The sequence below is a fragment of the Mycobacterium paraseoulense genome (assembly GCF_010731655.1).
Taxonomy (GTDB): domain Bacteria; phylum Actinomycetota; class Actinomycetes; order Mycobacteriales; family Mycobacteriaceae; genus Mycobacterium; species Mycobacterium paraseoulense.
Window position 1 is genome coordinate 5,703,802 of record NZ_AP022619.1, and the last position, 17,877, is coordinate 5,721,678.

21 protein-coding genes are annotated in these 17,877 nt (G+C 69.2%); 5 read left to right on the forward strand and 16 right to left on the reverse strand.

Annotated features, from left to right (window positions below; translation table 11 throughout):
* Positions 1–1,251, forward strand: a complete 1,251-nt coding sequence (locus G6N51_RS26730) for a glycosyltransferase (protein ID WP_083174229.1) — start codon at positions 1–3, stop codon at positions 1,249–1,251.
* Here G6N51_RS26730 and G6N51_RS26735 read toward each other — a convergent pair.
* From G6N51_RS26735 to G6N51_RS26800, 14 genes are all read right to left on the reverse strand, one after another.
* Positions 1,248–1,832 carry a MarR family winged helix-turn-helix transcriptional regulator gene (locus tag G6N51_RS26735; protein ID WP_083174226.1) on the reverse strand — a complete coding sequence of 195 codons (585 nt, stop codon included), beginning with the start codon at positions 1,830–1,832 and terminating at the stop codon, positions 1,248–1,250. The two genes, G6N51_RS26730 and G6N51_RS26735, sit on opposite strands and share 4 nt — an antisense overlap.
* A gap of 192 nt (positions 1,833–2,024) precedes the next feature.
* Positions 2,025–2,240: a hypervirulence associated TUDOR domain-containing protein gene (locus G6N51_RS26740; RefSeq protein WP_083174223.1), complete on the reverse strand. Its 216-nt coding sequence runs from the start codon at positions 2,238–2,240 to the stop codon at positions 2,025–2,027.
* A 13-nt stretch (positions 2,241–2,253) separates the two neighbouring features.
* On the reverse strand, positions 2,254–3,735 hold the full coding sequence (locus G6N51_RS26745) for a DUF2867 domain-containing protein (protein ID WP_083174220.1): 1,482 nt from the start codon (positions 3,733–3,735) through the stop codon (positions 2,254–2,256).
* On the reverse strand, positions 3,735–4,163 hold the full coding sequence (locus G6N51_RS26750; RefSeq protein ID WP_083174217.1) for a hypothetical protein: 429 nt from the start codon (positions 4,161–4,163) through the stop codon (positions 3,735–3,737). The genes G6N51_RS26745 and G6N51_RS26750 overlap by 1 nt, the downstream gene beginning before the upstream one ends.
* Before the next feature lie 188 nt (positions 4,164–4,351).
* On the reverse strand, positions 4,352–4,645 hold the full coding sequence (locus G6N51_RS26755) for a LapA family protein (RefSeq protein WP_083174214.1): 294 nt from the start codon (positions 4,643–4,645) through the stop codon (positions 4,352–4,354).
* A 272-nt stretch (positions 4,646–4,917) separates the two neighbouring features.
* Positions 4,918–5,343: a DUF2784 domain-containing protein gene (locus tag G6N51_RS26760; RefSeq protein ID WP_083174279.1), complete on the reverse strand. Its 426-nt coding sequence runs from the start codon at positions 5,341–5,343 to the stop codon at positions 4,918–4,920.
* Between the two features lie 10 nt (positions 5,344–5,353).
* Positions 5,354–6,364: a DUF5914 domain-containing protein gene (locus tag G6N51_RS26765; protein ID WP_083174212.1), complete on the reverse strand. Its 1,011-nt coding sequence runs from the start codon at positions 6,362–6,364 to the stop codon at positions 5,354–5,356.
* Positions 6,361–7,896: an NAD(P)/FAD-dependent oxidoreductase gene (locus G6N51_RS26770; protein WP_083174209.1), complete on the reverse strand. Its 1,536-nt coding sequence runs from the start codon at positions 7,894–7,896 to the stop codon at positions 6,361–6,363. Before G6N51_RS26770 ends, G6N51_RS26765 begins: the two co-directional genes overlap by 4 nt.
* Complete coding sequence (locus G6N51_RS26775; protein WP_083174206.1) at positions 7,893–8,618, reverse strand: class I SAM-dependent methyltransferase; 726 nt, start codon at positions 8,616–8,618, stop codon at positions 7,893–7,895. The genes G6N51_RS26770 and G6N51_RS26775 overlap by 4 nt, the downstream gene beginning before the upstream one ends.
* Positions 8,605–8,916, reverse strand: coding sequence for a lycopene cyclase domain-containing protein (locus G6N51_RS26780; RefSeq protein WP_083174203.1), 312 nt, complete (start codon positions 8,914–8,916; stop codon positions 8,605–8,607). Before G6N51_RS26780 ends, G6N51_RS26775 begins: the two co-directional genes overlap by 14 nt.
* Positions 8,913–9,236, reverse strand: a complete 324-nt coding sequence (locus tag G6N51_RS26785; RefSeq protein WP_083174200.1) for a lycopene cyclase domain-containing protein — start codon at positions 9,234–9,236, stop codon at positions 8,913–8,915. Before G6N51_RS26785 ends, G6N51_RS26780 begins: the two co-directional genes overlap by 4 nt.
* Positions 9,233–10,189 carry a phytoene/squalene synthase family protein gene (locus tag G6N51_RS26790; protein ID WP_083174197.1) on the reverse strand — a complete coding sequence of 319 codons (957 nt, stop codon included), beginning with the start codon at positions 10,187–10,189 and terminating at the stop codon, positions 9,233–9,235. Before G6N51_RS26790 ends, G6N51_RS26785 begins: the two co-directional genes overlap by 4 nt.
* Positions 10,186–11,718 carry a phytoene desaturase family protein gene (gene crtI, locus G6N51_RS26795; protein WP_083174194.1) on the reverse strand — a complete coding sequence of 511 codons (1,533 nt, stop codon included), beginning with the start codon at positions 11,716–11,718 and terminating at the stop codon, positions 10,186–10,188. The genes G6N51_RS26790 and crtI overlap by 4 nt, the downstream gene beginning before the upstream one ends.
* Positions 11,719–11,745: 27 nt before the next feature.
* On the reverse strand, positions 11,746–12,867 hold the full coding sequence (locus tag G6N51_RS26800) for a polyprenyl synthetase family protein (RefSeq protein ID WP_083174276.1): 1,122 nt from the start codon (positions 12,865–12,867) through the stop codon (positions 11,746–11,748).
* A gap of 342 nt (positions 12,868–13,209) precedes the next feature.
* On the opposite strand from G6N51_RS26800, the gene G6N51_RS26805 reads away from it, so the two are divergent.
* The 4 genes from G6N51_RS26805 (at position 13,210) to G6N51_RS26820 (ending at position 15,507) form a co-directional block, all read left to right on the forward strand.
* A complete protein-coding gene (locus tag G6N51_RS26805; protein WP_083174191.1) occupies positions 13,210–13,704 on the forward strand; it encodes a MarR family winged helix-turn-helix transcriptional regulator in 495 nt (164 codons plus the stop codon).
* Positions 13,705–13,844: 140 nt separating this feature from the next.
* Positions 13,845–14,570, forward strand: a complete 726-nt coding sequence (locus tag G6N51_RS26810; protein WP_083174188.1) for an Rv1815 family serine proteinase — start codon at positions 13,845–13,847, stop codon at positions 14,568–14,570.
* A gap of 101 nt (positions 14,571–14,671) precedes the next feature.
* Complete coding sequence (locus G6N51_RS26815) at positions 14,672–15,349, forward strand: phosphodiesterase (protein ID WP_083174186.1); 678 nt, start codon at positions 14,672–14,674, stop codon at positions 15,347–15,349.
* A gap of 8 nt (positions 15,350–15,357) precedes the next feature.
* Positions 15,358–15,507 (forward strand): hypothetical protein, encoded by a 150-nt coding sequence (locus tag G6N51_RS26820; protein ID WP_158086252.1) that lies wholly within the window; start codon positions 15,358–15,360, stop codon positions 15,505–15,507.
* Here G6N51_RS26820 and G6N51_RS26825 read toward each other — a convergent pair.
* Together G6N51_RS26825 and G6N51_RS26830 are read right to left on the reverse strand one after the other, a co-directional pair.
* Complete coding sequence (locus tag G6N51_RS26825) at positions 15,462–16,397, reverse strand: hypothetical protein (protein ID WP_083174185.1); 936 nt, start codon at positions 16,395–16,397, stop codon at positions 15,462–15,464. The two genes, G6N51_RS26820 and G6N51_RS26825, sit on opposite strands and share 46 nt — an antisense overlap.
* Before the next feature lie 119 nt (positions 16,398–16,516).
* Positions 16,517–17,872, reverse strand: coding sequence for a TIGR01777 family oxidoreductase (locus tag G6N51_RS26830; RefSeq protein ID WP_083174184.1), 1,356 nt, complete (start codon positions 17,870–17,872; stop codon positions 16,517–16,519).
* Positions 17,873–17,877 lie beyond the last annotated feature (5 nt).

The following is a 17,877-nucleotide window of genomic DNA, read 5'->3' on the forward strand; positions in this document are numbered from 1 at the left end:
ATGGCGGTGATACTGGCCTACGGGTCGCCCGTCCTGGGCCACCTGTTGCCGGTCGGGGCGCTGCTGGCCGAGCTCGCCGGCCGCGGCCATGAGGTTCATGCGCGCACCATGGCGGGCGGGGTCGCGACGATGCGCGCGGTCGGGGTGCACGCCGCGCCGGTCGATTCCGCCATCGAGGGCATCGTCGGCGAGGATTGGCGGGCGCGCAGCGCGTTGGGAGTCTTGAAGTCGACGATCGACGTGCTCTGCCGGCGGGCGGTGCTCGAAGTCCAGGATCTGCGCCGCGCGGTGGATGCGGTCCGGCCGGACGCGGTCATCGTGGACGCGAACTGCTGGGGCGCGATGTCGACGGCGGAGGCGGGGCATACTCCGTGGCTGGTGTTCTCGCCGTTCACGCCGTACCTGCGGTCCCGCGGGGTGCCGCCCTTCGGCCCGGGGTTACGCCCGCTGCCGGGCATCCTCGGCGACATCCGGGATGCCCAGGTGCGACCGATCGTCCGTCATCTCTTCGACCGGCCAATGCTGCCGCGGCTCAACGCCATTCGCGCGGAGCTGGGGGTGTCGCCGGTCGGTTCGGTCGACGACTTCATGCGGCGCGCGCCGCTGCTGCTGGCCGTCGGCGGGGAGCCCTTCGAGTACCCGCACCCGGGCTGGGCGGGCTTGGTTCACCACATCGGCGCGTGCGCGTTCGAACCCGCACAGGCGGCCGCGCCCGACTGGATCGATGAGATCGAGCGGCCGGTGGTGCTGGTGAGCACGTCCTCGATCAAGCAGCCCGACGCGGCTCTGGGGCGGACCGCGCTGCGGGCGCTGGCCGACGAGCCCGTGCACGTGGTGGCGACGTTTCCGGCGGGCATACCGCCGGGCCTGCCGCGACCATCCAACGCGACCATATGCCGCTTCGTCCCCCACGCGGCCGTGCTGGAGCGGGCCAGCTGCGCCATCACGCACGGCGGAATGGGAACGACGCTGAAGGCCCTCGACCGAGGTGTACCCGTCTGCGTCGTGCCGTTCGCGCGCGACCAGGCCGAAGTCGCCCGGCGGGTGGAGGTCGCTCGCTGCGGCACCCGCCTGGCTGCCAAGAACCTCACCCCGGCACGGCTGAGGGCGAAGGTGCGCGCGGCGATGACGATGGCGGACGGCGCGCGTCGGGTGGCTGCCGGCTTCGCCGCGACCGGAGGCGTGCAGCGCGGGGCGGACCTGATCGAGCAGCGGGTGCTCGGCTCCGCGGCCAGGCGGCCGGTGCGCTAGGCCGGTTGATCGCCCGCCTTGCTCACCGCGCGAGCCCTGCCCTTCGCAGGCGCGCGCTTCGCGTTGGTCGCCGGCGGCTTGGCGGCCGCTCCGTCGAGTCGCGATTCAAAGGTCGACATCGCCTCCATCATCGCCAGGAAAACCCGGTGTGCGGCGGCCAGATCCCGGTCGGACACGCCGGCAAGGGCCGCACGCAATTCAGCACCGAGGGGGGTGAAGAACGAACGGGCCAAAGCCATGCCCGATTCTTCGTAGCGGAGCAGCGTCTTGCGCCGGTCGCCGGGATCGGGCTCGCGGCGCAGGTGGCCGGAGTCGATCATCCGGTCCACCAGGTAGGTGATCGCGGCCGGTGACACGTCCAGGCGTTGCCGCAACTGAGCGGGTGTCAACGGCGTCCCGGCCGTTTCGGCAACCATGATGTGCAGCAAGGCGTGCAGGTCCGTGCCGCCGACCTCGTTTTGACGCGCGAAGTGCCGGCCGATGCGGTCCGATTGCGCTGTGAGCGCGCGCATGTCGGCCGACATCAGCTTCTCGAGTTCGGCTCGGTCCAGTCGCCGCTCAGCGGCGCCGCGCTTGGTCACTTACCTGAGTCCTTCTGCATGATTCGCCGACCAGCGTATCGGCGACCGCCGTGCGTCGGCCACGAACCCCGGCAAGTGTCGCGCATTTGTCTGCGATTGCCTCGCCGAAGCGCCGCCCCGCGTCTGTCTCGTGCTCTTGCGACGCGTCGATCGCAAGCCGCTTCTCTAGCTCGCTCGTCCGTGTCCGAATCGTCAGTCGGCGGGACGAAGCGCGCCCGGCTTGTGTACCGCGTCCGCGTCCGTCTTGTCGCTGCGGACGTGGTACTGGGGTTCGTCCTTGGACGCCCGCACGGTGCGGCCGGCGGCCTCGGTGTCGGAGGTGACCTCGCGTTCGACCGTTCCGCGGACGGTGCGGCCGTGGCTCTGCCACTCAACCTTGTCGCCCTTGTGAAACTTCTTGTCACTCATGCCGGTCGTCCTGTCAACAGTGCGACCGGGCCGTCGCCTGCGTCACGCCGCGCGCCTTGGCCGTGACATCGCGCGCGATGCCGCCGAACACCACATCGCGATAGGGGGCGGCCGCGTTCCAAAAGACTTGGCCCGCAATCCCATACGGCTGAAAGAGCGCTCGCTGGCGGTAGCGGGAGCCGCCGTCGCCGTCGGGGGCTGTTGACAGCTCCAGCCATAGGCGCCCGGGAAGCGGGATATCGGCACGCAACCGGAGCAGGCGGGGGGTGTCGATGCGCTCCACCCGCCACCAGTCAAGTGCCTCGCCTTCGTGCAACTCCTGACCGTCGAGCGGCCGGCGCCGCGGCCGGATGGCTGCCAGTGCGCCGTTGATCCAGCCCCGCAGGGGCCATTCCAACGGCAAGACCGACCAGTTGCGCTCGGCGACGGCGGATTGGATGGCCCGCCAAAGCGTTTCGGGGTCGGCGCGGCTAGGGCGTTGCCTGACGTCGGCGTACAGCGATCCACCCGCCCACCGCGGGTCGGTGGGCAGGGGCTGGGAAGGCTCGCCGTTCGTGTCGGCGCGCGACCACCGGGTGCGCAGATCTTTTTCGCGCACGTGCGCCAAGGCGAGTGCGACGGCCTCCTCGTAATGCGTCAGCCCGCCGTCGGGATCGGGTATGTAGCGGGCGATGTCGTGGCCGGCGCACACCACGTCGTTCTCCAGCGACTCCATCAGCGAGACGGCGAGTTGGCGGGGAATCGGTGTGAGCAGGTCGACCCACGGCGCCGAGAGCCGCGGGGTCAACAACGGCACCGGCACCGCCGGCCGCCTCGGCAGGCCCGCGATCACGGCGTATTTGCGGATCATCTCGGTGTAGGTGAAGCGGTCGGGCCCACCGATGTCGAATGGGCGGTTGACCTCGGCGGGCAGCTCCGCCGCGTGGAGAAGGTAGTAGAGCACGTCGCGCACCGCGATGGGTTGGACGCAGGTGCGCAACCAGCGCGGGGCGACGATCAGCGGCAGCCGCTCGGTGAGGTAGCGCAGCATCTCGAAGCTTGCCGAACCCGCCCCGATGATGGCGGCCGCGCGCAACTCGACGGCGGGGACGCCCGAGGCCCGGAGCAGTCGCCCCACCTGCGCGCGCGAGGCCAGATGATCGGAGAGCCGCTGTCCGTCGGGCGTGATGCCCCCGACGTAGACGATGCGGGTCAGGCCCGCTTGCGCCGCGCGCTCGGCGACGTTGCGGGCGGCGCGTTCGTCGAAGTCGACGAAGTCCGATCGCATCAGCGAATGCACCAGGTAGTACAGGACCTGCTGACCGTCCAGGGCCCGTCGCACCGCGCCCGCGTCGATGACGTCACCCCGCACGACCTCCACCCGGCCGCGCCAGGCGACGTCGTCGAGCTTTGCGGGATCGCGCGCCAGCACACGTACGGTGTGACCGTTGTCGAGCAGTTGGGGGATGAGCCGCGTGCCCAGGTATCCCGTGGCGCCGAACACGACACAATGCATCAATTCACTTCCTTCGCCGACTGGTCGTCGGGGGTGACGGTATGGGCCGGATGCGCGGGCGTGCGCCGGCGTTCCTTCAGCCGCGCCTCGTAGAGGTGACGGCGGCCGCCGGTGAGGCGGGTCCGCACCAGGCGCTCGACTTCCTGGAAGCATCGGTAGTACCCGTCGTCGTATTCGTCGACGACCTGGAACGTCCACCGTCCCGGTAACACGTTGCGCCCGACCAGTTCGTCGCTGATGTGTTGGGCCAGGTCGGCGTTTCCCAGTTCGCGCAGCTGGGCGACGGCGGCATCGAGTTGCAGGTCGGCGTGCCCGGTCAGCTGGTGAAACGAGTACAGGTGTCCCCGGGCCCGCTCGACGGTCTCCAAGGCCTCGGTGACTTTGCCCACCGCCTCCGCGACGGCGTCATTTGTGCCGTCTTGACTCATGTTTCCTCCCCGGCTGGTCGCTGCGGCATTCCCGGTGGACCACAGGCCGAATCCCCGGATGCCCACCGGGGAATAAATTAATTAACTTAATATTTAAGTTACTGCATGGATGCCAGGCATGGGCAATGCCCCTCACCCGTGAACGCTTGCGAATCAACGGGTTTGCGCACCAGCGGTGCCGGGAAGGGTCAAAGGGGTCTGAGATCCTTCTTGGCGGAACGACGCAGCTGGATCATCCGTGCTGCGCCGACCAGCACGGTCGTGGTCGCGCCGGCCACGGCGGCCAACAGGTAGCCCACTCCCACGGACAGGTTCCAGTGGAAGCCCAAGAAGTGCGTGGTGACCGATTCGGTGTTCTGCGCGACGAAGATGAGCAGGACGATGAGGATCACCAGGCCGACGACCAGCGCCCACCACGCGGCCGCCAGCCGGGTGAATGATCGCGACGACTGCTCGGGGGGAACGTGCGACTCAATGCTCATGCTGGTGACTAGCCCCTCGCGGGGCGAGCCAAACCCTGCGTAGCCCGAAATGTTTTCGTGCCCTGCGGTTTAAATCAGCGGGTCCGGGGTACTTGCCCCGCGATGACTGTGAAAGAGGTGCCGCAGCGTGTCTGGCGCGGCCGGCGCAGAGCGCTGCGGCTGCAGCGGGACCTGTGGCTCGCGCAATTGGCCCTCTGGCCGACCTTGATCCTGTCGGCCGTTGTGCTTTCCGTGGCCGCTTGGGCCTTGTGGCAACGCAACTCTGGTCGCCGTCACGCCGAAGCAACGCCGCCCGGCACGGATTCGTCGGTAGCCGGCGCGCCAGGGCGGCGGCCGGGTGTGAGCGGCTGACGCCGAGCCAATAGGCCCCAGGAGATGGCGGCCGACACGAACGCGAAGAACTGTGCGACGCCTACGCGGCCCGACGGAACGAGAAGCCCCGCGACATAACGGTCGACGAATCCCGTGGTGGGTAACGGATTCATCGCCGCGCGGCGGCGGGCCCACGATTCCAGTTCCGTCAATGGGCAGGGCAGCTCGAGCGTGACGACCGCCGCACCCCAGGCGACGGCGGCCCGGTGCAGCGCGATGGTACGTGGCCAGCGCAGCGCGAGGAAGCCGCCGACCGGTACGTACGCCAGGTAGGCGAGGTGCACGCCAACCGTGAGGACGACGGCGGCGACATATCCTTTCCGCACGGCCGGACCGTCACGCGAGGCCGGCACGCACGTGGTAACGGCGCTCGGCGTAGGCGAGATCGTCGCGCCATAGCCGGTTGGCCGCGAACCGCATCAGCGGGGTGATCAGTGGCGCCGCCCGGGACGCTCGCCTGAACCCGGGGCGGTCCGAATGCGCGATGGTGGCTTCCAGCACCGCGGTGCGCGGAAGCCCGTCGGGGCCCAAACCGATTGGGGTGGCGTGGGTCTCGACGGTACTACCGGTGCCCTCGCCGTCCACGATGCGCATGACGACGGTCCGTGCCTCGGGGCAGCTGAATTCCGCGACGACGGGGACACCCAGGCGGCCCATCCGGAAGGTCACCGCTACCAAGAAGCGATCGGCGTGTTCGGTTGGCGTGGTGAGCACTTCGAGCCGGGTGAACGAGTAGGGGTGGAACCACGCGCCGTGCCAGGGATCGAGCCGGTTGGCGATGATGTCGGCGGGCTCGCACACGCCCGCCATGCGGGCCACGGCGCCCACGGTATCGCCGGCCGGCCGGGCCGGAATCACCGGCTCGTCCAACGGCTGTTCCCCACCCACCTGGTCGAGCCGCACCCACACCAGGGTGCCATCGTCGTGGCCGGGCAAGGGGCTCCACCCGAATTCGCGGGTATGGCCGTCCAGCGCCAGGCCGTGCCATCGGCAGATCAGCGTGCCGCCGTGCACGGCCCCGGTGGCCAGATCGGCCCCCAGGTGTGGGCAACTGCGAGGCCCCACGCAGAGTCGGTGGTGTTCGTCGCGCCAGGCGACGACCTCGACCCCGGCCACCCGCGTGCCGAACGGTCGCCCGGGACGCACGTCAGCGCTGCCGGCGAAGGCGTACCAGTTTCCGGTGGGTTTCTGCCGGGCCCGCTCCAGCGCGGCGTCGATGATGGCGGGTTGTGCCTCCCGGTAGGTCGGTCGCTGGGCGGCCCACGACGCGCGTGGGATCACCTCCAGGGGCCAGTCTTTGGGCCGGGTGGCCGGCCACCGGTGTTGCAGCTGTTGGGGAATCTTCATCGTGGGGCACGTCCTTCGCGGCTGGCGAGCCATCGCAACAGGGGTGACCGGCCTCGGGTGGGTACGGTGACCAACGGGTGCCCGGCCAGTCCCCATCCTCCCAGCAAATGGTTGGCGGCGCACCAACCCGTGGTGGCGGCGCGCTCCATGAGTGCGACGGGCAGGTCGATGCGGACGGCGTCGCCGGCCAACAGCAGCCCCGGCTGCGGCGTGGCGACCGTGGGACGGTCCGCATAGGACCCGGGGGAAAACAGCGGGCAATCGCTGCGGTGCAGCAGTCGCTCGTAGACGATCTGCGCCGCCGCGGTTTCCGGATACACCTTGTGCAGTTGACGCAGCGCTGCCGCGCGCGACGGTGCGGCATCGAGGGCGTAGGAGTGCAACTCGACGACCGACCCGTGGTGCGCTTGGGACCATTGGGCTGCCTCGCGTTCGTAGCGCTCCAGCACGCTGATGTTGTCCAGCGGCTCGTGGCCCGCCGTGCCCAAGAACGCCGCCCGCCCGGCGTCGACGCGCCGGTCGAGCCACAACCGATGAACGGCGAACGGCGGCGCCGTGCGCATCCGCGCGATCTGTGCGCGCCAGTCTTCCGTGCCCAGGCCGGTCGATGCCCCGACGACGCGCTGCAGACCGGCCACATCGGTGGCCAGCACCACGGCGTCGGCGTCCAGCTGTTCGCCCGAATCGGTCTGGACCCGGAACGGCTTCGCCTCGCCCGTGTCGACGCGCGTGGCACCGGTGCCGAGCCGAAAGTGCACGTTCCGCGCCTCGAGGTGGGAGCGCAGCGGCTGCCAGAGGGCGCTGTCGTAGTTCGATGTGGGGACGTCGAAGATAAGGCCTTCGGACGACCCGAGGAAGTAGATGTGGAACATGGCGGCCAGCTCGGCCGCGGAGAGCTTGGCGGGGTCGGCGAAGAAACTCCGCGAGAACACCTCGAACGCGAGATGCCTTGCGGCCTCCGGGAACCGGATGTCCTTGAGGAACGTCGCGGCGTCGAAGTGGTCGAGGCGCTCGTAGATGCCGGGCACCGACACCGCGGCCAGCGGGGCGGCCGCGCGAGCGTCGATCTCGAGGAAGTCGCGAAGGCGGAACGTCGGGCTGCGCGCGGCGAAGGCCACCGCGTTCCACGGCGGGGTGCGGGGCAGCCCCCGGAAGGTGTCGCGCCGGCCCGCCCCGTCGATGAGCGGATAGTCGTCGACGGCGGTGAGCATCCGCAGTTGTGGATCGATGCGTCCGAGCAGGGCCCGCAGGTTGTAGTACTGCCGGAAGAACGCGTGGAAGCCGCGGTTCATCGCGAGGTCGACCCCGTCGTGGCGCTCGGTCCAGCCGCCCACCCGACCACCGAGGTAGTGCTCGCGCTCGACCACCTCGACGGCGACGCCGCGTTCGGCCAGCCCGGTGGCGGCCGTCAGCCCGGCGATGCCGCCGCCCACGACAACCACCCGGGGTCGTGACGGCAGCGTGCTCGCATCCGGCAATCCGGATGTGGCGGGCCGTGTTTCGCGTCGGCGATCGGCGGGGCGGGATGTCATGACGGCGCGTCCGCCAGGAACGTGTGCACGATGTTGGCCTCCCAGCCGGGCATCGTTTCGCTGTGCACCGCGGTGAAGCCCGCCTCGGCGAGGCGGGCCCTGAAGCGTGCCGCGCCGTCGAACTCCAGCACGCTGCGCCACAGGTAGCGGTACAGCGCCGCGTCCCGGGTGCGCCACCACCCGGCCGGAATGATGATGCCCCAACACACGGCGTGCCAGATCCAGGTGGCGGCGGGGGAGTCGCGCACCGAGTATTCGTGCACGGCCAGGGTGGCGCCGGGGCGCAGCAGCATCCGAAGCTTGCGCAGTTGGTCGTCGGGGTCGGCCAGGTTGCGGATCAGGTAGGCGGCCAGGATGCCGTCGAACGGTCCGGTGATGCCGTGCTCGGCCAGGTCCTCGACGGGGGTGTGCACGAATCGCACCGAGGGGGGCCAATTCTTGGCGGCGGCCTCGTCGAGCATGCCCCGCGACGCGTCGACGGCGACGATGTTGGCCTCGGGGGCCACGGCGAGCAGCGCGGCCGTCGAGGCGCCGGTGCCACATCCCGCGTCGAGCAGCCGTAAGCCCCTGCCGCGTTCGCGGATTCGCATGCGGCGGGCGGAGAGCAGCAGTTGCTCGTGGTAGCCGGGGCTGGCGCCCACGAGCCGGTCGTATGCCGTCGCTCCCGCGTCGAACGCGGCGGACAACTGACCGGGGGTGGGCCCGGCCTCACCGACGCGCACGTTGGTGTTCCCATCCCAGCAATACCGCGGTGGCCAGCGCGAAGCCGAACAAGAAATCCTCGACCGGGATGTCGAACGGGAAGCGCAGGCCGGTGATCTGGCGAGGGGCATAGCTGACGATGGGGGAGCTGAGCTTGGTCAGCCAGCCATCGACCGGAACCTGGAAGCCGAGAATGATCAGCATCGACAGCCAGTAGCCCGGCCGCCGGAAGAGCCCGGTGCGCAGCACCGCCAATTCCAGTGCGCAAACGGCCAATACGGCCACCACGGCCGGAACCGTGTAACCCAGGCCGGTCATCGGCGGTTGACCCTGTCCAGGATGGTGCTGACGGCGTTGTAGGTGAGCAGCGCGCATATCGGGATGACGACGAAGAACAGCACTTCTTCGACCGGCACCCGGAACGGGATACTCAGGCCGGTGATGTAGGCGCTGTTGTAGGTCCAGACGCGCGCGGCGATGGCGATCTCATCCCAGATCAGGAACACCACCGCCACGGGGAAGACCGCCTTGGCAAGCCGGCGCCATTGCCGATAGACGCCGGGACCGAACATCTCCAGGGGGGCGGTGATCGCCAGGCACCCCGCCAGGACCAACAGATATTGCCAGCGATCCGTCATGCGGCCCCCGGAGGATCCGAAACACCGGGCGAACTGATGCGCGCCCGCCACGACCGTATCAGCCCGATGCCGGCGACCTGCAGTCGTCGAGCCTTGCCGACCGTGGCCCGGTGGTTGAACACCGCAAAGTCGCTTTCCTCGATGCGGTCCAGGATCTCCGAATACAACGCCGCCGCCGTCGCCACGCACGGTTGTGAGCGGGGACTGAGCATCGCGATGCCGGCGTCGGCGAACCGGTAAGTCTCCCGGGTGATTTCGTGTTGAGCGGCCAGCGCCGTTCGGACCCGCGGGTCGGTGCGGCGGTTCCGGTGACACCAGGTCAACAGCTCGCGATCCACTCCGTGGGCGGCGAGTTCATCGGCCGGCAGGTAGACCCGGCCGCGCAGCAGGTCTTCGTCGACATCGCGCAGGAAGTTGGTGAGCTGAAACGCCCTGCCCAGCGCAGCGGCGTAGGGCGCGGCCTCCTCGACCGGCACCGCGGTTCCCAGCACCGGAAGAACCTGCAGCCCAATGGCTTCGGCGGATCCGCGCATGTAGAGGTTGAGCGCCTTGCGGTCGGGATAGTCGGTGATCGTGAGATCCATCCGCATGGATGCCAGGAAGTCGTCGAACAGCTCGGTGCCGATCCGGTACCGGCGCGCGGTGTGGGAGACCGCCGCGAGCACGGGATCGTCGAGATGTTCTCCACCGGCGAAGAACTTGTCGGCCAACTGCTGGAGCCGTTCGGCGCGGATATCGGTGCACAGCTGCGGATCGAGGTCATCGAGGATGTCGTCGGCATAGCGCGCGAAACCGTAGAGGGCGTGTATCGCCGGCCGTTGGTCGGGTGCCAGTAGCCGGGTGGCCAAGAAAAAGGTGCGGCCGTGCGCGGCGTTGAGCTCGCGGCAGCGACGGTATCCCTCGCGCAGCCGCGGATCGTCGATTCCGGCCGCGTCCAACTCGCTGCGGATCATGTCAGCCCGGCTCCCATGTCGTGATGTGTCGGCATCCGGTTGGCTCGGCCGGCACCGATGCCGGTGATGCGGTCGGCGGCGAGCCGGCCCGAGATCAGCGTGGTGGGGACACCGACGCCGGGCACGGTCGACGATCCGGCGAGGACCGCGTTGTCGATGCCGCGCACCATGTTGGCCGGCCGGAACGGACCCGTCTGCGCGAAGGTGTGGGCCAGCGCGAATGGGCTGCCGGCGGCCATGCCCTGACGCGCCCAGTCCGCCGGCGTGACCACGTCCAAAACCGTTGCGTTGTCGGGCAACCCGGGAAGCATCCGGGCCGCCACGTCGTCGATGAGGTTGTCGACGTACCGGGGCCCGACACTGCCCCAGTCGATGTTCCCGCGATCCAGATTCGGCGCCGGGGCAAGCACGTACAGCAGGTCCCGACCGTCCGGGGCGAGGGTCGGGTCGCTCGCCGTGGGGCGGGTGACCAGCAGCGACGGGTCCTGCATCAACCGTCCGTCGCGGATGATGTCGGTGAAGGTCCGATCCCAGGAATCACCGAACAAAATGGTGTGGTGCGCCGTGTCGGACGGGACGCGGCGACAGCCGAGATGAGCCACGACCGCCGACGGTGCCGGGCGCAGCCGCAGGGGCCGACGCGGCGTGCGGCCCAATAATGCGTAGGACTGCGGCAATTCGGTGGTCAGCACCACAGCGTCGCAGGCGATGGGGTCCAGGCGATCCGTTCGCACGGCTTTGACCCGCCCGCCGGAGCGGTCGAGCCCGGTCACCGTGGCGTTGTAACGGAATTGGACCCCCGCCTCGGCGGCCGCCGAGGCGAGCGCATCGGGAAGCGCGCGAACGCCGCCGCGCGGAAAGAACACTCCCGCGATGGTGTCCATGTAGGCGATGACCGCGTACACGGCAAGGGCGTCGCGCGGGGCCACGCCGGCGTAGAGCGATTGAAACGTGAAGACGCGCTGTAAGCGAGTGTCGCTGAGGTGGCGTTTGACCATGCGATCCCATTTGCGGAACCCGCCGATCGCGGCCAGTCGCGCCAGTTGCGGAGTGAGCAACGACAGCGGGGAATCGAAATTGGCGGCGATGAACCCGTCGAACTCGATCCGGTACAACCGTGTCAGCCACTCGCGTAACCGCCGGTAGCCCGCCGCCTGCCCGAAGCCGGCGAACTCTTCGATGGCGGTGGCCATGCGATCGGGGTCGGTGTGCACGTCGAGCGCGCTCCCGTCGGCGAACACCGCCCGGTAGGCCGGCTCGAGCGGCAGCAGCTCCAGCCGGCCCGACCGGCTGCGGCCCACCGCCGCGAACGTCTCGTCGATGATGTCCGGCATCGTCAGCACCGTCGGCCCGGTGTCGATGCGATAGCCGTCGATGTCGAGCCGACCGGCGCGTCCGCCCGGCCATGGCTCGCGCTCGACCACGGTCACGGCGCGCCCCCGGCCGGCCAGATGCAACGCGGCGGACAGCCCCGCCAGCCCGGCGCCGATCACCACCACGTGCTCGCTGCGTCCTTCGATGGTCCGCATGTCAACATGCTCCCAAACTCGTGGCACTCATTCGGCACGATCCGTGCATGCGGCCGCCATTTCGTCCAGCGCGACACGGACGTGGTCCTCGATCGCGGCGTCGCCGAGGTGCTCGCGTGCGGCCGCGACCCGGTCGCTGATCATCTCCTCGATCATGTCGACGGCCCCGGTCTCGAGGATCAACGCTTTCCACCGGTCGAGGGCGCAGGCATCCATGGCGTCGCCGTTCATCAATTCGGTCATCTCGGCGCGGGTCGGCGGGTCGGCCAGCTGGTGCGCGGTCACCACGAGGCTCGTTGCCTTGCGTTCCAAAAGATCCCCGGCACAAGGCTTCCCGGTGGTAGCCGGCGAGCCCAAGACACCGAGCACGTCGTCGCGAAGCTGGAACGCCTCTCCGACGGCGGCGCCGTACCGGCCGAGCTGTGTCAACGTTCGGTCGTCGCAGTCGGCCATCGCCGCGCCGATCTCCAACGGTCGCCGCACGGTGTAGTTGCCCGACTTGCGCCGTGCCACGTCCAGCACTTCCTCCAGCGAAGGCATGTGCCGGACATCGTTGGTCAGGTCCGCGAACTGACCGACCGCGAGCTCGGTGCGCATCGTGTCATAGCGCGGCCACGCCTGCTGCAACCGCCTGGGTTCGATCCCGCTTTCGCGCAGCATCTGCTCGGACCAGATCAGGCAGAGGTCACCGAGCAGGATGGCGGCCGATTCGCCGAAGCGCCGCGAGGAGCCGGAAAGCCCGCGCTCGCGGTGCCACTGGGCGAATTGCAGGTGCGCCGACGGGCGCCCGCGCCGTTCGGTCGAACTGTCCATGACGTCGTCCTGCAGCAGCGCAAACACATGCAGCAACTCGAAACTGGCGGCCGCCCGCAATGCCGCCTCGTCGGGCGCGGCACCGCAGAGCCACCCCAGGTACACGAAAGTTGACCGCAGGCATTTGCCTCCGGAGACGAACGCCGCCAAGATGTCGCCTGCAGCATCGATGCGCGTGTCGCCCAACTCGGCGCGGCGCGGCGCGATGAAGCCGGCGAGGTGGGCGAGAACTCCGTGCCTTATGCGCGTGCGCCACTCGGTGGCGTTCGCTGTGCGGGTCCATTCCGCCGCGATGACGGGCGACTCGGTGGCGGATGTCAACGACAAAGCACCCATCTCGGCCACGCGCTCCCTCCTGGACGGCTTGGCGTTCCCGGGTTAGAACGGCTCGAACACGCGGGGTCTTGACCGCTGCTCGGACGCGCAAGACCGCGCCGATGGGCGGTAGACCCGCGCCCGCCGAACCCGCTCCGAGGTTCCACTAGCTTCAATAACTTAAACATTAATTTACTGAAATTCATCGCGTTTGGCCAGTCCTATCGGGTGGATCGGCGATCAACTGCCGCGGTCCGTCGTCTCCTCACGCCCGTGACAACGACGCAGTCGCGTACGCAGTTCAATCAATTAACCATTAACCAACTGAATGACCGCCCGATTTGGGGATATGCTCACTTCGTTATGGACGTCGATCAACAGCGCGGGCACCGAGATGCGCTGGAGTCGCTGATCTCGGCCGATCTGCGGGAGATCGCGGCCGAATCCGACCAGATCGGCCGCCAGTTCGCGGTGTCACATCGATTGCGGCCCAATGATTTCCGGGCATTGATGTACATCATGGTCGCAGAAACCGCGGGCCGGCCGATGAGCTCAGGTGACCTCAGTCAGCGGATGGGGCTGTCCGGTTCGGCCATCACCTATCTGGTCGACCGATTGATCGATTCCGGCCACATTCGCCGTGATTCACATCCCGACGATCGCCGCAAGGTCATCCTGTGTCACGGCGAATCCGGCCTGGCCACCGCCCGGTCGTTCTTCAGCCCGCTGGCCGCCCACACCCGTGTCGCCCTCGAGGAGCTACCCGACGCCGACCTGGTCGCCGCCCATCGGGTGCTGGCGGCGCAGATCCGCGCGATGCAACGCTTTCAGGGCGACCTGGATGGTCCCGCACAGTGATCGGCGATCCCGCCATGCGCCGTCGCGCCGACGCCCGACGGGGTCTAAGGCCGGTTTGGCGACGTTGCCGCTGGGTACACCCGGTTCATCAGATTGTCCGACAAAATCCCTCGGACGGACGTGAGGGGTGGTGCGGCCCAATGGAAGCGGTCAGCTGCCGGCGCGGTCCGGTGGCGCTCGCACTGGCGATCACGGTGATGGTCGTCGGCACCCCGAGCCCGGCGCAGGCCAGCCCCGGCGTCACGGTGTTTCCCGGTATGGAGATTCGTCAGGGCGCCACGGTGTGCATGGTCGCTCTGGTGGAGCCCCGGTTGCGGGTGGCGGTGACCAGTGGCCAGTGTGGCAACGGGGAGCCGGACGTCACCGACCATGACGGGAACCTGGTGGGAACGGTGGTGCTGGCCCGGCGCCAGGCCGCCGACGACGCGGCGGCGAATGGCGCGATGCAGCCCGTCGAATACGAAGTCATCGCGCTCGGCCCCGCCGTCACGGCCTCGGACGTGCTGCCGACGGGGCGGCAGTTGAGGTCGGCGCCCGGTCTGCAGGCGCAGCCCGGCCTGCCGGTGTGCCAATTCCGCCGAGCGGGCGGCCAGCGGTGCGGCTCGATCGCCTCGGTCAGCAATGGTCGTTTCACCATGGCCGACCTGGCGGCGGACAGCCGCGACTTCGGCGGCCCCGTTTATGTGCTGACAGACGACAACGGGGCGCTGATCGTGGGGCTGTTCGAGGGCATCTGGGGATCTGCACCCGAGATGGAGTCGTGGCAGGCGGTGATGCAGCAGGTCTACATCGACGGGCGCACGCAGGATCAGCAGCGACAACCGCCCGGCGAAGGACGAATGATCGGCCGGCGGTTGGCCGCGTGAACGCCGGGTCGCGCCACTGCTGCGCGGCTGACGCAAGGCCTGGAGCGGGCCGCGGGGACTTCGGCGTGTTTCCCTCGTGAGCAAACGGGAATCCGCCGCCGGTGAGCGTTTCCGATCTTGTTGCGTTGCCCTTCCAGTGGGGCGCGGCCATCCGGGGCAAACGGTTGTTTCATCCCATCGGGGTGTTGGCCGAAGGCTTCATCGAACGCACCGCGCCGGCGGGCGAGGGGCTGCCCATCTCGTCGTCCGAGGTTGTCGCGCGGGTGTCGAAGGCCGGCGGCACCCCGGGGGCCCTGCCCGACTTCGTCGGGCTCGCGTTCCGGGTTACGCCGCCGCAGGCAGCGGGGCCATGGGACATCCTGGTCGTCTCTTCGGGCTCGGGTGTGTTGTCCCGCGCGCTGGCGCTGCGGCCGGCCATTTCGTGGAGCGGTCAGACGCTGAACACATTGATGCCGCTGCACTATCGGGGCGCCAATTGGTGGCTCAGAGCCCGAATCGAGAGCGAGCTGGACGGACCGGGCCTCTCGCTGGACAGCGTCCGCGAGCGGCTCCAGCACGACCCGATCGCCGTGTCGCTCGATCAGGCCTGCGGCAGAGGTGATTTCACTCCGCTGGGCCGGCTCACGTTGACCGGCGCCCTCGACCCCGAACGGGCACCGGACGTGTCGTTCGATCCCGTCGTCAACACGGCCCCCGGCGTCAGCCTGCATCCGCGGTGGCTCGCCGATCTGCGCGCCCGCGCGTATCGGCGCAGCCGTCACGGCAGAGACGCGGACTAGGAGCCGCCGTGCGCAGGCGAACCGTCGTCACCGGGTCCAGCGGCGACGTGGGAACGACGTTGCTGCGCAAGCTCGCCGAGGACGGCCACCCGTACCACATCGCCGTGATTCGTCAGGGCAGCGTGGTGATGGTGCCGGCGGTCAACAGTTCGGTGTAATAGCCTCCGCCGGGATAGAACTCGGGTGTGGTCGTTCCCGCGAACATGTCGGCGATCCAGCCGCGTGTCAGTCCCCAGACCGCCGCGACGTTGTCCGGTTTCGGACGGCCGCACACCAGGTTTTCGTACCCAGGTGACGAGGGGCCGAGCGCGTCGCCGTGGGCGCCGGTCGTGATCTTCACCCCGTGAAACGGGCGGTCCGACAGGTACCGTTCGATCGCCTTGGTGCCGCGTTGGAAGAAGTTGCACAGCAGGTGTGGCGAGGCCGTCGCGTAGATGGGCAGGGCGGTGCCTGCCAGGCCCGCCAGCGCGTCGTCGGTGTTGGAACCGATGAACGACTTCACGCCGTCTTCGCTGACGAGGCCGCGCAGTTGGGTGAAGGCCGCCGGGTGGGCGGTGTGCAGACGCTCGGCGACGTATTCGACGGCTTCGGCACCTGCCGAATGCCCCACGAAGACCATCTTCTCGGGTAGCGGCGTCACCGGTCGGCCGACGTCGGCCGCCGCCGTCGCGAAGGACTTCGCCAACGCGCCATCCGGGTCGCCTTTGTGCGCAAAGACATCGGCGATGTTGTCGAGGAAGGCCCTGTTGTCGATCAGGTGCTCCACGGTGCATCCGAAGGCGCTGAGGGTGGGCAGCGTGGTGGCCATCACGAGATAGCCGCCGGCGGCCACCTCGGCGGCGAAGGTGGACCACACCTTCTTGCCTTCGACGAAGCCGTGCTGTAGCCAGACCAGTCCGAGGGGCGGCGTGCTGGGCAGATACCAGGTGGTCGGCACCGCCTGGCTTGCGGTCGCGCACGCGACATCGGTCGTGCTGTCCGCTTCGGCCGATTCGGCTCGGGCCTGGCGGGGGGCCAGCATGATCGTGGCCACCGCGACGACGCCCATCAGGACCGCGCCGCCCTGACGGGCACGCCCGACCAGGGCGCCTGAGATTATTAACGGATTGAACCATTAAGTTAGTTAAATGGGGCCTCATCGGTCCCGAATACCACCAGCGGTGCAGGTCAGTGGGCGTGGCCGAGCAGGTGGCGCAGGGCCTGGTCGAGGTCCGGTTGGCGGAACCGGTGCCCGGCCGCGCTCAGCTTGTCCGGAACGACCCGCTGGCTGGCGCACGCGAGTTCGCGTGCGCCCTGCTCGCCGAGCAAGACGCGGGGCCCCAGCGACGGTACCGGCAACACCGCGGGCCGGTGCATGACGCGTGCCAGCGTTGCGGTGTACTCGCTGTTGCGAACCGGCTGCGGGGCAACGGCATTGACCGGTCCCGACAGCGCTTGGTCCCACAGCGAGCGGTGATAGACGTCGACCAGGTCGTCGATGCCGATCCACGAGAGCCATTGCCGGCCGTTGCCCAGCCGGCCGCCCAGCCCGGCGCTGAAGAGCGGGCGCATCAGCTTCAATGTGCCGCCCCGAGGGGATTGCACGATCCCGGTGCGCACCCGTACCACGCGCACCCCGGACTGCTCCGCTGGTGCGGTCGCCTCCTCCCAGTCGGCCACCACCTCCGCGAGGAAACCGTCGCCGCGGTCGCTGTCCTCGGTGAGGATGTCGTCGCCGCGGTCGGATCCGTAATATCCGATCGCCGAAGCCGAGACGAGTACCGCCGGGCGGTGCGACGTGCGTCCCAGCGCCTCGGCGAGCCGGCGGGTCGGCCCGATCCTGCTCTCCCGGATGGCGTTGCGGTGCTTCTCGGTGAACCGGCCGGCGATCGAGGCGCCCGCCAGATGGATGACCGCGTCTACCCCGTCGAACAGTCCCGGGGCGGGGTCGTCGGGATTCCACTCTCGCTCGTCGTCGCCACGCGGGGAGCCGCGGACCAACCGGATGACGCGGTGGCCGCCGGTGCTCAGAAACGCCGTCAACGCCGAGCCCACCAACCCCGACGCCCCGGTGACGGCGACCGTCGCCGGCGCCAGGCCGTTCGCGGCGGCCAGCCGGTGGGCGGCCAGATCGTCGGCCAGCTGACGGTGCCGGTAGGTGAACATGGGGCGCAGCAACGACGCGGGCACCGGCGTGTCGACCCGGTCGATGACCCTGGTCCGTCCGCCGCCGGCGTCTTCGAAATCGTGGGTGTGTCGCCAGCGCACCGCCATTCGCACCGGCAGCGTGGCCAGCCCGTCACCACCGATGGCATCGACGAAGCGGCGCGGCGGGTCGTATCCTCCCGCCTCGTGCACGGCGACCCAGCGCAGACCGCCCGGCAGCGCGAGCGTCGCCCGCCCGTCCTTCAGGGAGGCCGCCTCGCTGACCAGCCGCATGGGCTGCCACGGCGGCGAGAGCCGGGCGAACGCGCCCGGTCGGGCGTGCCAGGCAAAGACATCGGCGATCGGCGCGTCGACCACGCTCGAATATTCAAGCCCCATACTGC